Origin of the sequence: Sphingomonas sp. 1185 (assembly GCF_040544655.1) — a bacterium.
Classification (GTDB): Bacteria; Pseudomonadota; Alphaproteobacteria; order Sphingomonadales; family Sphingomonadaceae; genus Sphingomonas.
Window position 1 is genome coordinate 16,905 of the sequence record NZ_JBEPKL010000018.1, and the last position, 14,433, is coordinate 31,337.

17 protein-coding genes and 1 pseudogene are annotated in these 14,433 nt (G+C 64.9%); 12 read left to right on the plus strand and 6 right to left on the minus strand.

The annotated features are described in order from the left end of the window. The first annotated feature begins 2 nt into the window (after window positions 1–2). The 9 genes and pseudogenes from ABIC44_RS12750 to ABIC44_RS12790 all read left to right on the plus strand — a co-directional run bounded on the left by ABIC44_RS12750 (window position 3) and on the right by ABIC44_RS12790 (window position 6,990). The gene (locus tag ABIC44_RS12750) at window positions 3–1,676 is read left to right on the plus strand and encodes an AAA family ATPase (protein WP_354295840.1); all 1,674 of its coding nucleotides are present in this window, start codon (window positions 3–5) and stop codon (window positions 1,674–1,676) included. Further along, a complete protein-coding gene (locus ABIC44_RS12755; protein ID WP_354295842.1) occupies window positions 1,673–2,953 on the plus strand; it encodes a hypothetical protein in 1,281 nt (426 codons plus the stop codon). Before ABIC44_RS12750 ends, ABIC44_RS12755 begins: the two co-directional genes overlap by 4 nt. Before the next feature lie 770 nt (window positions 2,954–3,723). Further along, window positions 3,724–4,098, plus strand: coding sequence for an IS66-like element accessory protein TnpA (gene tnpA, locus ABIC44_RS12760; protein WP_354295843.1), 375 nt, complete (start codon window positions 3,724–3,726; stop codon window positions 4,096–4,098). Next, window positions 4,095–4,442, plus strand: coding sequence for an IS66 family insertion sequence element accessory protein TnpB (gene tnpB, locus ABIC44_RS12765; protein ID WP_354295845.1), 348 nt, complete (start codon window positions 4,095–4,097; stop codon window positions 4,440–4,442). The genes tnpA and tnpB overlap by 4 nt, the downstream gene beginning before the upstream one ends. A gap of 61 nt (window positions 4,443–4,503) precedes the next feature. Next, window positions 4,504–4,833 (plus strand): IS66 family transposase, encoded by a 330-nt coding sequence (locus ABIC44_RS12770; RefSeq protein WP_354295847.1) that lies wholly within the window; start codon window positions 4,504–4,506, stop codon window positions 4,831–4,833. Then, window positions 4,826–5,851 (plus strand): annotated as a pseudogene (gene tnpC, locus ABIC44_RS12775) (IS66 family transposase); the annotation flags it as partial. The gene ABIC44_RS12770 and the pseudogene tnpC, both read left to right, overlap by 8 nt. A gap of 128 nt (window positions 5,852–5,979) precedes the next feature. Continuing rightward, window positions 5,980–6,072 carry a hypothetical protein gene (locus ABIC44_RS12780; protein ID WP_354295903.1) on the plus strand — a complete coding sequence of 31 codons (93 nt, stop codon included), beginning with the start codon at window positions 5,980–5,982 and terminating at the stop codon, window positions 6,070–6,072. Further along, window positions 6,069–6,671 (plus strand): plasmid pRiA4b ORF-3 family protein, encoded by a 603-nt coding sequence (locus ABIC44_RS12785; RefSeq protein ID WP_354295848.1) that lies wholly within the window; start codon window positions 6,069–6,071, stop codon window positions 6,669–6,671. The genes ABIC44_RS12780 and ABIC44_RS12785 overlap by 4 nt, the downstream gene beginning before the upstream one ends. 112 nt (window positions 6,672–6,783) lie before the next feature. Then, window positions 6,784–6,990, plus strand: a complete 207-nt coding sequence (locus tag ABIC44_RS12790) for a hypothetical protein (protein WP_354295849.1) — start codon at window positions 6,784–6,786, stop codon at window positions 6,988–6,990. Here the strand turns inward: ABIC44_RS12790 and ABIC44_RS12795 are convergent. The 6 genes from ABIC44_RS12795 to ABIC44_RS12820 all read right to left on the minus strand — a co-directional run bounded on the left by ABIC44_RS12795 (window position 6,987) and on the right by ABIC44_RS12820 (window position 11,168). Then, complete coding sequence (locus ABIC44_RS12795) at window positions 6,987–7,322, minus strand: hypothetical protein (protein WP_354295851.1); 336 nt, start codon at window positions 7,320–7,322, stop codon at window positions 6,987–6,989. The genes ABIC44_RS12790 and ABIC44_RS12795 overlap by 4 nt on opposite strands. A 150-nt stretch (window positions 7,323–7,472) precedes the next feature. Next, a complete protein-coding gene (locus ABIC44_RS12800; protein WP_354295852.1) occupies window positions 7,473–7,997 on the minus strand; it encodes a hypothetical protein in 525 nt (174 codons plus the stop codon). Between the two features lie 104 nt (window positions 7,998–8,101). Next, window positions 8,102–8,953 carry a hypothetical protein gene (locus tag ABIC44_RS12805; RefSeq protein ID WP_354295854.1) on the minus strand — a complete coding sequence of 284 codons (852 nt, stop codon included), beginning with the start codon at window positions 8,951–8,953 and terminating at the stop codon, window positions 8,102–8,104. Between the two features lie 49 nt (window positions 8,954–9,002). Further along, window positions 9,003–9,656 carry a hypothetical protein gene (locus ABIC44_RS12810; protein WP_354295855.1) on the minus strand — a complete coding sequence of 218 codons (654 nt, stop codon included), beginning with the start codon at window positions 9,654–9,656 and terminating at the stop codon, window positions 9,003–9,005. A 42-nt stretch (window positions 9,657–9,698) separates the two neighbouring features. After that, window positions 9,699–10,352, minus strand: coding sequence for a hypothetical protein (locus ABIC44_RS12815; RefSeq protein WP_354295857.1), 654 nt, complete (start codon window positions 10,350–10,352; stop codon window positions 9,699–9,701). Window positions 10,353–10,964: 612 nt separating this feature from the next. Beyond that, complete coding sequence (locus ABIC44_RS12820; protein WP_354295859.1) at window positions 10,965–11,168, minus strand: hypothetical protein; 204 nt, start codon at window positions 11,166–11,168, stop codon at window positions 10,965–10,967. Window positions 11,169–11,203: 35 nt separating this feature from the next. Between ABIC44_RS12820 and ABIC44_RS12825 the strand changes: the two genes are divergently transcribed. Genes ABIC44_RS12825 through ABIC44_RS12835 form a run of 3 tightly spaced genes read left to right on the plus strand, consistent with a single transcriptional unit; the run spans window position 11,204 to window position 14,432 of the window. After that, window positions 11,204–13,273, plus strand: a complete 2,070-nt coding sequence (locus tag ABIC44_RS12825) for a S8 family serine peptidase (protein WP_354295860.1) — start codon at window positions 11,204–11,206, stop codon at window positions 13,271–13,273. 29 nt (window positions 13,274–13,302) lie between these two features. Next, on the plus strand, window positions 13,303–14,043 hold the full coding sequence (locus ABIC44_RS12830; protein WP_354295862.1) for a hypothetical protein: 741 nt from the start codon (window positions 13,303–13,305) through the stop codon (window positions 14,041–14,043). Next, window positions 14,043–14,432: a DUF4878 domain-containing protein gene (locus tag ABIC44_RS12835; protein WP_354295864.1), complete on the plus strand. Its 390-nt coding sequence runs from the start codon at window positions 14,043–14,045 to the stop codon at window positions 14,430–14,432. Before ABIC44_RS12830 ends, ABIC44_RS12835 begins: the two co-directional genes overlap by 1 nt. The last annotated feature ends 1 nt before the right edge of the window (window position 14,433 follow it).

Consider the following 14,433-nt stretch of genomic DNA (forward strand, 5'->3'; position numbering starts at 1 on the left):
CGATGGCAAACGATAGTGTCCTGCGCGAACGGCTCGCCGAACTTGCCGCCAATGATCCGCGGCTGACGATCGACAAGACGACGACGCGCAATCTGGCGGATGATTTCGGCATCGAACTGAGCCGCAGTCCAAACGCGCTGTACCGCATCCGGGTGAGTGAGCCGGGCGAAGCCCCGTTTGAGGCAGTCGCGTTCACGCTGATTCTCAATGCTAGCAACCGGCCGGCCACGCGCGCCGAGGCACTCGGCCAAGCGATCGCGCAAAGCGACGGGCGATTGTTCGAACGTAATCCGCTGCTGCTGGTGTTCGACTATCACCAGAATCGTTTCCTGATCGTCGCGGCATCGACCTTATTCGGCGCGTTTGCCAAGGAAGCAGCGCGCCGAGATATTCCTGCGTCGGGGACGTCGAGCTTTTCGCTGACGCCGAACTTCGAACACCGCACCATCACCATGTATGCGACGGTCAGCAGTGGTCAGCTTTGGGCTGGCGATATGGCGACGCTCAACGGCGATGCACTGATCGAAGGCCTGAAGCGCGTCCGCAGCGAGACGCAAAGCGCCGATGCCGACGAGATTGTTGCCGCAGTGAAGAATCGCCTCGCAGCCACGCCCGCGGTTGATCTTGGCAGTGACCTGGGGTCAGCTGTGGTGACGGTGCCGCTCGATGGGGACGATGATGACGAAATCCGCGTCGATAGTCGTCTGTGGCGCATGATCATCACCGCCATCCGCTCGTCGCCGGCGGTCATTCTGGTCGGCCCGCCCGGCACCGGCAAGACTGCGTTACTCGGCAAGGCCATTCGCGCGCTGGCTGAAGATCCGCAATTTGTGCCCGAAGGCGGCGTATTTCATGACCCGCTCTGGGCGACACCCGACGAGAGCTGGACGGCGCGTGACCTGGTCGGCGGCGACACGATCGTTGATGGACAGATCCGCTTCCGCGCCGGCTGGGTGGTGCGAGCCATTGCCGACGATCGCTGGCTGGTGCTCGACGAAGCGAACCGTGCCGACATGGACCGCATTTTCGGCGGCTTGTTGACCTGGCTGTCCGGGGGCACGGTCTCGATCGGCACCGAGCATAGTGGCAGCGATGCTCGCGAAGTCCTGCTTGGCTGGTCGCCTGGCGCGTCGAGCGTCAGCGACGGGCCCGAGGACGCTCAGCTGCGATACCGCGCCGGGTCCAATTGGCGGATGTTGGGAACATACAACGCCTTGGACGCTCAGCGTGTGTTTCGCTTCGGGCAGGCGTTGGGGCGCCGGTTCGTCCGCGTACCAATCCCTGCGCTCAGCCCTGACTTGTTCGACGAGGTCCTGTCCGAACGGGCGCGGCTGTTGCCGGCCGATTTGCGGCATGCAATCACACGGCTCTACGCGGCGCATTTTGCCAGCTCCGCGACGATCCTCGGACCTGCCTTGTTCATCGCGCTGGCAGGCTATCTGGGTTCGGCGCTCGCCGGAAATACAGTTGCGAGTAGTGAGGCGAGTGACGCAACAGCTGGCGCGCCACTTAGCGACGGAATCCTCGCCGAGGCTTATGTCGTGCACATCGGCACCTGGCTTGCGCAGCTCGAGCCGCAAGACCGCGAAGCCTTGCGCGATCGCGTCCAGCAGGCCGGCGTTTTTTCGGACGTCGACTGGGGCTGGATCGAGGCGATGATAGTCTCGCTCGCTTGAGTACGCCGCCTATCCCGGAGGCTGGGCTCAACGAAGTCCTCAAGCGCTGGATCGGCCGCGGCCAGCTTTTTGAGGGGCTAGCGGCACCCCAGGATGAAGCGGACGACCATCGCTGGACGGCTCGCGATGTCCGGGCGCGCGCCCATCGGATCCTGTTTGAGCATATTCTCCCGCTGATTGAGGAATTGCCAACGCGCACCGCGACCTGGCTTGATGTCCTGCCGGCGGCGCGGACGCATCATGCCTATGTGTCGGACGCGCCGGGTGCAGGCACAGACTGGGTCGCCACGCGGGTGCGCTATGGCTGGGTTCCTAAGGCCTTTATCGGGCGGCGCGCATTGCGGTCGCCCGACATGCTGCTGGCGACTACGCTAAAATGGACGCTCATGCAGCTCTCTCTGGTCAGGCGCGGCGCGATCCGCAGCTATCCCGATATCGACCTGGAACTCCGCGTGCAGCTCGATGCTGCCGAGCGAATCCTTGCCATCGCGCCGCTGGCTCAGGCCGATGCGATCAGGCCATCGCGGCAGGATCTCAAGGCACTCGCCCGTGCCGGCCGGCCCTGGGGCTCGATCGCGCACCTGGCCGAGGCGCTGATGATCCTCGATGAAGAACCGGCGCGGCTGATCCATGCGCTGCTGTTGCCCGACGATGAAATTCGGTGGCGGCTGTTCCACCTCGGCGTGCTAGGTGTGATGTTGCAGGCATTGCGGACCCGGGGATGCTCGATCGTGTCGTTGCGACCGATCAGCGCGAGCAGCACGGGTCCGGCCTTCCGGATCATGGAGCGGTCAGGAAAGACGTGGTCCTTGTGGTTCGAAGCGTCGGGCATTTGGGCCGCCTCTGGCGAACACCCGCCTTATGCCGCGGCGACGGCCGGCCTTGATCTAAAGGACCGGTCTCTCGGCGCCGATTTGCTGCTGATTTCAGAAAGCGGCGAAGCACTCGTGCTCGAATGCAAATATTCGCGTAATCCGGAGTTCGTCGCGCGTGCAGGTTATTATCAGGCGGTCGGATATGCAGCCGAACTCAAGTCGCGATTGTGCCACCATGTCATGGCGCTAGCCGTGGGGCCGGATGACGTGGTGCAGCGCCCAAGTGCGACCAACCTGCTTGTCGGCCGGATCGGCACTTGTGCACCGTTGCATCTCAACGCGTGTATCGACGAGTTCTTCCTCGAGCTGGCAGATGACCCGTCCCATGCACCGGACCGTCCAGATGACGCGCACGCGTATGCTTCAATCCGGATCACCGGGCGGCAGGCGACCGACCTCTGAGTGAGAAGCGGCAGATTGGACCAGACCTGCGTGGGTGCTTGCGCATCGCTCGCCGAGGAGCGGGTGACCACATACTTGGTGGTCGGCAGGCAGCCTAACATGATTTGCGACAGTACATATTGTGATCTATGACGATAATTTGTGCGCTTTCAGGCCATTACATCTTGAGCTTCAATGACTGACTTGGAAGCGCGAAACTGACTCAGTTTGATGCCCTTAACAAACGGCAGCTTACGCCATTCGTAAGTTAAAACCGGACTGTCCGGATCGTCAAACGTTATGGCCATATCGCACGAGCAATTTTGATGCCCGCTTTCAGGGCATCGCGAGCTGAGCGCCAATGACCGAAGTGGGGCGCCAAGCCGACCTGCCGGTTTCCGCGACCCGAATGGCGGGTTTCGTCAAAAGCCGACGCTCACATCAACGGCGTTGGATGTCTTGAGCTGGTCGAAAGCGGACTGGCTGGCGGTCGATTGGCCGCTGTCGTCCAATCGACCGCCAGCGATGTAACAGCACTGTCCGCGTTGATGGTGCGCACATATTACGCGCCGATGAGGTTTATGATGTCTCACGCCGCGGCCCGCAGCGCCTCCATCGGCATGGCATCGGCGTAGCTGCCGCCGGCGGGGATGAAAACCGAACCGGGAAGTAAGCGTGGTCAGCAGGCCGCCTTGCGGTAGCGCTGGCGGTCAGGATGCTTGTCGCCTTTGACGAGGGCGCGGGCGGTGCGGGAAGTTTTCGGTTCTACGACTGGTCATACGAGCACTCGTATGACTGGTCGGATGGAGGTGGTCGGCCGTGTGTCGGGTCGACGGCGATGGTCGGACGCGGAGAAGCTGGAGATCCTGGCGGAGGCGTTCCGGCCGGGGGTGCGGGTTTGCGACGTCATCGCCCGGCGTGAAGTGTCGAGCAGCCTGATCTACACGTGGCGCAAGCAGTTGCGGGAGGGCACGCTGGCGAGTGCCGTGCCGTCGTTGCCGGTATTCGCCGAAGTGCAGGTGGCGGAACCGGTCGTGCGGACACCGCAGCCGGCACCATGTCCACCGGGGTTCATCCATATCGAACTGCCGGGTGGCGTGCGGGTGAGCGTGGATGCTGCCGTGGATGCAGGGGCGCTGGCACGGGTGCTGTCGGTGCTGCGATGAGCCCGGTGCCGTTGCCGACGCGGGTGTTCCTGGCATGCGGCGTGACCGACATGCGCAAGGGGTTCGATGGTTTGGCGGTACTGGTGCAGCAGGTGCTGGTGCAGAACCCGCATTCCGGAGCGTTGTTCGCGTTCCGCGGCAAGCGGGGTCATCTGGTCAAGCTGTTGTGGTTCGATGGGCAAGGCCTGTGCCTGTTTTCCAAGCGGCTCGACCGTGGCCGCTTCATCTGGCCGGTGACCGCGACCGGCACGGTGGTGCTGACGCCGGCGCAATTGTCGATGCTGCTGGAGGGCATCGACTGGCGTCGGCCCGAGCGGACGTTTACGCCGACGCTGGCGGGGTGAGAACGGCGGTTTTACGCCGCTTTTGCTCGCTCGCCGACCTGCAATCTGCTATGAAGACAGCGTGTCGGAAGCGCCTGTTTCCCCTGCAGATGCCACCGCGCGGATCGCCGCGCTGGAGGCCTTACTCGCCCGGGCCAATGCCGCGCTCGCCGCCCGCGATCTGCTCATCGATACCCTGCGCGGACAGATCGCCCGGCTGCGGCGGATGCAGTTCGGTGCCTCGTCCGAAAAGCTCGGCCGCGAGATCGAGCAGCTCGAACTGGCGCTGGAGGAACTGGAGACGGAGCGCAACGCGCCTGGGCCTGAGATGGCCGACAGCGGCGTGGCGGTTCGGCCGGTGGCCCGTCCGCAGTCTGCCCGCACATCTGCCACGCGAGGACGTCATCCATGAGCCGGCATCGGGTGCCTGCACCTGCCCGGACTGTGGCGGCGCGTTGCGCCCGCTCGGCTCGGACGCACACGAGATGCTCGACATCGTGCCGGTGCGCTGGCGGGTCGTGCGCAACGTCCGCCCCAAATACAGCTGCCGTTCCTGCGACAAGATCGTCCAGGCTCCCGTCCCGGTCAGGGCCGTGGCGCGTGGCAAGGCCACCTTCGTCACGCTGGCGCACGTCGTCGTCTCAAAGTTCGACCACCATTTGCCGCTTTACCGCCAGGCCGAGATGATGGCCGCGCAAGGGCTCGACATCGACCGCTCGACGCTGGCGGGCTGGACCGGACAGGCCGCAGTGCTCCTCGACCCCATCGTCAGCCGCATCCGTGACGAGGTGCTCAAGGCCGACAAGATCCATGCCGACGACACGCCCGTACCGGTGCTCGACCCCGGCCGGGGGAAGACCGCGACCGGGCGGCTATGGGTGTACGCAGCCGACGACCAGGCGTCCGGCGGCACGGCGCCGCGCGCGACCTGGTATCGCTTCACGCCCGACCGCACAGCCGCGCACCCGATGGCCCATCTCGCCGGCTTTCGCGGTTTCCTTCAGGCCGATGCCTATGCCGGTTATGACGGACTGTATCGTGGTGGCGTGATCGAAGTCGCGTGCTGGGCACACTTCCGGCGCAAGGTCTTCGATCTGCACGAGCGGTCGCCCACGCCGCTGACCACCGACATTCTCGAGCGGATCGGAGCGATCTATGCCGTCGAGGCCGAGGTGCGCGGTCAGCCGCCCGACATACGGTGTTGTGTCAGGCAGGAGCGGAGCAAACCGCTGGTCGAGGCCCTGCGCGAGGTGCTCGACGCCGCCCTTCGCCATCTGTCGCCCAGGTCCGACATGGCCAAAGCCATCGCCTACGGCACCAAGCGCTGGCAGGCACTGTCGCGCTTCCTGGGTGAGGGTCGTCTGGAAATCGACAACAATATCGCGGAGCGTGCACTGCGCGGTGTTGCCATTGGACGCCGCAACTGGCTGTTCGCCGGTTCGCGCGCAGGTGGCGAACGGGCCGCTGCCATCTACACCGTCATCCAGACCCCGGCCTTCGCCGGGGCAGGCTCTGCAAGGCGAACGGCGTCGACCCGCAGGCCTATATCGCTGACGTTATCGCCAAGGTCGCGGGCGACTGGCCTGCCAGCCGATGGGACGAACTCATGCCGTGGAATTGGTCCCCCGAACCTGCCAGACTGGCGGCATGAGCGTCGAAACCATCGCCCGCCTGCATATCGTCCTGGATGACATCAAACCCGCCATCTGGCGCCGGGTCGACGTGCCGGTCACCGCCAGCCTCAAGATGCTCCATGACATCATCCAGGCCGCAATGGGCTGGGAGAATTGCCATCTGTGGTATTTCGAGGCCGACGACCGGCGCTACGGCATCCCCGACCCGATGTGGCCGGAGAACGGCATGACCGCGGCCAAGAACGTGAAGCTCGCGGCCCTCATCGACCGGGGCGTGCGGGAGCTCGTCTACACTTACGACATGGGCGACGACTGGCGGCACACCATTACGCTTGAGACGGTCGCCCCCGGTGAACCCGACGTCAAATATCCGCGCTTCGTCGATGGCGCCCGGCGCTGCCCGCCAGAGGATGTCGGCGGCTTGCCCGGGTTCGAGATGTTCCTCGATGCCATGGCCGACCCCAGTCACGAAGAACACGAACACCTACGCGAATGGTATGGCGGACCCTACAACGCCGACGACATCGACGAGCGCTTCACTCGACGTGCCGTCGCTGCCATCGCAATCCGCCGCCACGCCGGCAAACTCGCCTACCAGAAAAGCCGCGCTCAATAACAAGGCGGCCTACTGGCCACGCTTACCCGGGAAGTTCGATGCCGCGTTTGATCTGGCTGCGGGATGGCAGGGGCGACGCGGTCAGGATGGATCGTGGTCCGACCGACCAGCGGTGCGTGTCGCTGAGCAGTTCGATGACCCCGTCGTCGCTGGCGAGGTAGGGCTGCACATCGGCGTGCCACTCGACAAGGATGTGCCGCATGCCGACCGGCCCGTCGGCGACGGGCAGATCAAATTGGACGAGGACGAAGTCGCGCTTGGTCTGTTCGAAGATGGTGGCTACCTCGATCGCCTCGGCAAGTTTATCACATCTGTCTAGCCGTTGTTCCAGCTGTCATCCACGATCACGGAGTCAGGATTGGCTAAGAGGTCATTTACGAAGGAGGGGCCATGTCCGTCATTTTGATGACAAAGATCATCGCACCGCTCGACAGGATGGCCGAAAGTAGCATAGCGGTGATCATTTTCAGAAACAATCTCTTTGCTCTCTACCTCTTTTGACCACTCAATCTCTTCACGCTCCATCTCGCGATTTTCCTCTGATTGGAGGAAGGTTTCGACCGCGGATAGCGCACGTCCTTCATCAGCAGACGCAACGAGCAAAGAAGCGGTATGAAATTTGTTGCCGACAAGAATGCGATATACGTGCATATTCGATACCCCTTCTATATAGATATAAGCGCTAAATCGTTAAAAATACATCTTGGCGCGGTAGGCGAAATAAGCGTCGCTGAATGATGATGCTCGCCAATTACGACGAGCATCTGTTTTTTTTCATAACGTACTGAATTTGCGACCGTGTCACGCCGCCGTACGCAGTTGCTCCGGCAACGGTAGCTCGAAGCCGCTGGCACTCTGCTTCTCGAAGATATCGGCTAAGCGCCGATAGGCGCGCATGTAGCCGTCTTGCCGTGCCTTTTCGCCGCGCACCGGGGCGCGTGGATGGTGGCGGAGCTTCAGGTCGGCGTCGAGCCGGTATGCGCCCCAACCCTCACCATCCGGGATGAGCCAACAGCGACCGCCGCTCTGTGGCAGCCAGAGCCAGCAGTGCTCGGCGATGAGGGAGCGGTCGTCATCGTCGACGAACACCAGCGCGACGTTGGGGACGCCGGCCCAATCCTCCCGGAAGGAGATGTGAACGATGTTCTGGCGCGAACTGCGAACCCAGTTGGTCCAGTTGAGCAGATTGAGAGGGCGGACCGGCGGGCCGACGATGATTGCGAGGTTGTCATCGAGGTTGGCCTGCTGGCCGGGCGAACCGGTCAGCAAATGGCCGGTGGCGGTGATGAGGTTGGCGGCCTGCTGCTGAGGGGTACGTTCGATCATATTCATTACCTTCCGTTGCGACCGACGCAGGCCGAGCCATGCGCCGATCTTCTTGTTTTCCGCTCTCCAAGGGGCGCATATTCTTTGTCTGTTCTGATCTGGGCTCAGGGCGCGAGCACTTCGCGCTTGAGTGTTTCGGCCATGATGGCTTCGTGCAGGACGCGGTCGCCGTATCGTCCCCAGTCGGCAGCGTAGGGGCGATGACCACAGTGCTCGGCAACGAACCCAGTCAACCGCCGCATGGCCTCCAGCATCGAGACGGTGCCGCCGGACAGGTGACGCCAGCGCATCAACAGTGCCGCCGTGCTCAGCACATCGCCCTCGCAGACCGAGCGGACTGCCGACCATTTGCCCTGCTGCATCAATTGCGAGACGAGGTCCGGCCGGCAGGTCAATTTGGCCGGGATGCCCAGCCGGGCAGCGACCTCAGCCAGGTGTGCGGGTGCCGCCCCGCCACACATTTCGCTGCAGAGGTCGAGATGGCCCGATGCATCGCGCCGCCACGGCGACAACAGGCCGGTCAGGCACGATGGCAACCGCAGGCCAGCGTCGATCGCCCCGATCAGGATCTGCGGCAGGTCGGCGTGGAAGCCACCCCAGGTCACGAGTTGGACATGGCCGAGTTGTTCCATGTCGGTGAAGAAGGCCTTCAGGACAGCAGCTTCATCGTGCTCCGGCAGGCCGCGCGTTTCCAGCCTGACCGGGCGCAAGCCGTCCTCGGCCTCGGTCATCACCAGCCAACTCAGCGTCGTGATCCGGTGACAGGGCCAGCGGGGCGTCACGCGCGGGTCCGTGCGTAATTCGCGCGAAGACAGATTAGCGGCATCGGCGGGCAGGAAGCGTTCGCTTGCCTGGTATCGGCCATGCGCTTCATGGTTATAGGCGAGTTCGGCATCGAGGACGACGACGAAGCGGGGCGTGTTGCTCTTCCAGAGCGATGTCAGGTCGTGGTGCATGGTTGTTCTCCGGCGGGCGCTCGCGCGCCCGCATTTCGATGGGTAAAGGTCAGCGGGTGGCGGGCTGCTCGCCCCGCCAGCGGTCCAGCGCCCTAAGCGCGGCTTGTGCGGGGTGGTCAGCGTCGTCGAAATCGCCGAAGCCTTGAGCCCAGCATCGCCATCCGGCGATCGCCTCACCGATCAGTTCGACCGCAGTGGTCGCTGGATCCGGCAGCAGGACGGTCGGCATCTCTGCAGCGCATTCGTCGACCGGCGTTTGCGGCAGGCACATGCAGGGCATGAGATGCGCACGCGCCTGGCGAAGGTGCCACGTGTACCCGAGCGGCAGGGCCCGCCATCGTCCCGCGGTGTCGGCGGCGGCCATGATGATCTGCGGATGGCGCGCCGGATCGGCCAGCGCGAGCAGACGGTAGGGCACCGCGCCGAAATTGTCCCAGCTGACCACGGCACCGGGCGATGCGACGTGCGGCTCCAGCCAGTCGAGCAGATCAAGGACGGTGTCCCCTTCGCCGAGGCAGCGAGCCTCGGTCGAGAAGCGGTAGCCCTCATGATCAGTGGAGACCGTGAGTAGGCCGATCCCGCAGAGGATGCGGGCATCCGGCCTGTTGCGCGCGGCGGGACAGGCCCCGATGGTGCGGATGGCGAGTGCGATCGACGCGGGCGCGAAACCTCGCTCCTCGATCGACAGGTCGATGAGAGACATGGGCGTTTCCTTGAATTTTGGCCGTATGGCGGCCGTGTGGGATCAGTCGGCGGCGGACAGCAGGTCCGCGACGTGCGCTTGCGCTGCGGCGTGATCGCTTTCGCCGAGCCAGACGGAGAGATGGTCGCTGAGGACGGCGGCGATGCTGTGTCCGACCGGGTTCAGCGCGGCGAAGCGCCGTATGACGAGCCGAAAGGTGGCGATTGCATCGACTTGCACCTGCCCCTCGATCTCACTGACGTCCGACCGCAGCCAGGCAGCGAAACGGCGGCCCCGATCGACCGGGGCATGGAGAATGTTCATGTTCGCGCAGGCCTGCGCGAAGGTCAGCCGTTTGTCGTCATGGCTGGCGGTCAGGTTCAGGGCATATTGCTGACCGCATCCCGCGAGCGCGCGGATGCAGGGCGACCATTCGGCTCCCGGCAGGTGGTCGAGGAGTGCCGCGTCGTCGTCGAGGCCATATCCGGCAATCGTTGCCCCATCACGTAGCAGCTGTTCGTCAAGCCAGGTCAGGAGCCACTCGGCGGGATCAGAAGGCTGGAGGACGCAGCTGTCGAAGGCAAAGTGAATGTCCGGACCGCGCAGTTCGGCGGTCAGAACGGCAGCCCCGATGGGGATCTGGCGGTCGACGCCCAGGCGATGACCGACGTCGAGCCGGGCGACGCTCAGGGCCGTGATGATAGGTGAAGGAAGCATAGGCGGAGAGCTCCAGGTACGCGCCATAGGCCCCAGGCCGCGCGAGGCGGCTGGGGTAAGGACACGCGGATGGTGGGAATGACCGGCAGGACCGATCGACGATGAAAATTCTGACCGAGGGCCGAGCCGGCGGATGCCGGCCCTGTTTTTCCCTTCTTTCAGAACCTTCGCTTCATCTGTCCGTACGGATCAGCGCCAACAGCGCCCCTTTTCCATGCCAGCGGCATGGATGTGCCCTTCGGACTGTCGCAATTCGTTAAGGTTTGACTTATAGCCTGAGGCGGTTCGCGGATTTTGTCCGCGAACCGGGGCGTCGAAACCCCGCAGTAAAAGCCGGTCGCAAGACCAACAAACGGTCGCAAAGCTCTTTGTGACCGGGTGGCGGACGCGTATGTCCAGGCCACCCGGCTAAAGGCGCCCGCGCCTGTTTTACTGCAGGTTTCGAACATCCGGTCTCCAGAGGGCCGGCACCCCGCCATTTCACGGGGTGCCGCCGGCTGTCCGGTATGCACCCCCATCGGGGGATGATGATGGTTGGAATACGGGAGATCAGAGCAGCGTCGGCCAGCATGCTGGCGATGACGATCGCCGCCTGCGGGGGCGGCGGCGCGATCAGCAGTTCGGGCAGCGTGGCGACGCCACCGCCGACTGGCGGCTCGACGCCGACGCCCAGTCCATCACCGACGCCTGCGCCGACACCGACGCCATCGCCAAGTCCGACCCCGTCGCCAACGCCGTCGCCGAGCCCAACGCCCGCGCCGTCTCCGACGCCTTCACCCACGCCGACGCCGACGCCGACGCCAACGCCAACGCCAACGCCAACGCCAACGCCACCGGTCTATTCGGCGCCAGTGCCGCCACCGCCAGGCTATGTCATCACGCCATCGGACCGCCAGCCGATCCGCTCGGTCAACGACACGCCCGAGTTCCGCCGCAACTACGGTGCGAACGAGTTCATGAATGCGCTGTACGCGCTCGACAGCGGGCACACCGGCCAAGGCGTTACCGTCGCCGTGGTCGACGATGGCGTGATGAACGTGAACGGCGAGCTCGACGGCCGCATCGACCAGACGCTTTCCAAGGACTTCGGCTATATCGTGGCGGCGGACGGCACTCGGACCAAGCGTAACGAGCTGGGCAGCGCAGCGTCGGACCACGGCACGGCGGTCGCCAACATCATCGCCGCCAGGGTTAATGGCGGTGGCGCAGTGGGTTATGCGCCGTCCGCGACGATCGTTGCGCTCCGCGTCGCCGACTGGGACGAGAAGACGCAAGGGGAAATCTTGTGGCACACCGACGAGGCCATCCGCTATGCGGCGGACAAGGGTATCAAGATCGTCAGTTCATCGCTCGTCGGTGGCAGCGCGAGCTGGACTGCGGCAACCGAAAGGCTGGCGGCGACCGGTGGCCTGCTGGTCAACTCGACCGGCAATTACGGCGCTGCCGATCCCCACAATAGCCAGTGGATCACCGCCGACAATCGCAAGGCGGTGCTGTTTGTCGGCGCGCTCAGCCCGGCGCTGAATCAATACGAAATCGAGGCCTATTCGAATAGGGCGGGGTCGATGAAGGACCGCACCGTCGTTGCGGTCGGCGCCAATGTTACCACGCTGGTCGATGGCACGGTCGGCGTGTTCTCCGGCACCAGTTCGGCGGCGCCCGTGGTCGCAGCCCTCGCCGCCGACATCCTGTCCAAATGGCCGCAGCTGAGCGGCCAGCAAGCGGGCGACGTCATCCTGAAGACCGCCAAGGACATCGGTGCGCCGGGACCGGACGAGGTATTCGGCATGGGGCTGGTCGACTTCAAGGCGGCGCTGTCGCCGGTCAATCCGACGCTGTCGAACGGATCGACCCAGACCAGCGTCGCGAAATCGGTGATGGTGGTGCCGGGGGCGGTCGGTACCGCTGCGATCCAAACAGCGCTGTCGCATGTGACGGTGCTCGACGCCTATGGCCGCGACTTTTCGGGTTCGGTCGCCGCGCTCGTCGTCCAGCCGCAGATCATGGCCGACCGCCGCATCGAGCGGCGGGTCCAGCAGATGGGGCGACAGGCGAGCCTGTCGCTCGGCGGCTTCAGCGGAACGATGGGCTTTACCAGCACCCGCTTCGGCCCCGGACAGGGCCAGGTCCAAGCGGCAGTGACGGCAGGCACCTTCGGTTACACTGACGGGATGACCGGGGTGCATGCGGCGTGGAACGGTGCCGACATGCTCCAGGCCGATGTCATGGGTCTGGTGCCCTTCGCCGATGGCGTGCTCGCCTATGCCCCGCAGGCCGCGAACAGCCTCGGCGTCGACCGTGCGGTCGGTGGCGGACGGCTCGGGCTGACCATGGCGGCGGGGCGAGCCAGCGAGAGTGCCGCGCAGGCGATGACGCTGGGCTGGAGCCGGGGTGGCCTCGATCTGCGCGCCTCGTTCATCGACGAGGATGGCACGCTGATGGGTATGCCGACCGGTGCCGGTGCGCTGCGATTGGGACGCGGCGCCCGCACCGTCATGGTCGAGGTTCACCACCGCATCGGTGTGACCGATAGCTGGGCGCTGGAGGGCTATGGCTCGCTGGGCGTCACCCGGCTGAAGATCGACGCCGCCTCGCTGGTGACGGGCGCGACCCCGATCCTCGGCAGCCGGATCGGCGTGCAGGCAACCGGCGCGGTGCCCGGCGGTCTGCTGACGCTCGGGATCGCGCAGCCGCTTGCCATCGAGGCGGGCGCGGCGGAGTTGACGCTGGGCACCGGCTACGACCTTGCCAGCCGTTCGGTCCTGTACGGCGTCACCCGCGCCAGTCTTGCTGGTCCACGCCGTGTCCAGCTCACCGCCGGTTACGTCACCCGCACCGCCATGCCGCTCCGCCTCGGCGTCATGCACGACGTCACCGACGGCTCCGTCGCCGCGCTCGTCGGCTGGCACGCCGGCTTCTGATCCGACCGATATCACAGGGAGAGACACTTATGCGTTTGACCATTGCACTTGTCATCGGGCTGGCCGCCGTGCCCGCCGCCGCCCAGCGGGCACCCATCACCAAGCTGCTCGACAAGATCCCATCCGTCTTCGGCAACGGGCCGAAGCAGCCTGCCATCACCATGCTGGCCACGCCGGTGATCGTCGGCCTGACCCGCGCTGTCGATCGCAGCGTTGCCGGTGATCCGGTCACCTTCGACCTCGGCGGCTTTCGCCTTGGCATGAGCGAGGCGGAGGTTTCCGCCGTCATCGCGACGCGAAAGCTGACGAGCCGGGGCGTGACCCGCTTCGTCGATTTCGAAAGTCAGGTTCGCAGCGCCATCAACATTCATGGAGGCGTTGGTGGCGTGGAAACACGGCGCAGCGTGCTTGGCGAGGCCACGCTTCAGGACGATGCTGGCGGACGCTATGTGTTGAGGACGCTGGTCTGGCCGGACGGGGCGCATCTGTCGTCGATCGTGTACCTTGCGCCGCAGGGAACGACAGTCGCCGAATGGCGTCGCATGCTGGTCGAGAAATGGGGTAAGCCTCTCGAGGAGCAGCCCGGCGATACATTCGCGGCACGCTGGAGCAAGGGCGGGAGTGGTTTCCGCGCCAGCGCGAATATCGGCCCGCGGGGCGGAACGGTCGAGATCGCGCCACCGGAGGGTTCGGCGCAGCAACCAGGCCAGCTTGTCGAACAGGCCGCTGACGCCTTCATCGCCGCCCGTGCCAAGGAGCCGGTGCTGTGATGGGCGCGATCCTGAAGGGGACGATGCACATCCGTCCGCTGGTCGTAGCCGCCGCGCTTCTGGCGCTGACCGCCTGCGGCCAGGGACCGGGTGACGCTGCCCGTGCCGCGATGGAGGCGGCCGGGCGTGGTCAGACGGCCGAAGCGCTCGAGCGGATCGACCCGGAAATCAAGGCGACCGCCGGAATTTTCATCACGCCAATGCTGCAAGGCAAGGCCGCGAACGCGCAGAAGCGGGGCGGAGTGACGTCGGTTGAGGTCGAGAAGGTCCAACAGACGGACGGGGATCACGCCGTGGTGACCACCGTCACCCGCTTTGGCGATGGATCGACACAGACCGACACCGGCAAGGTACGCCGCATCGACGGCAAGTGGTACATTACCATGTGAT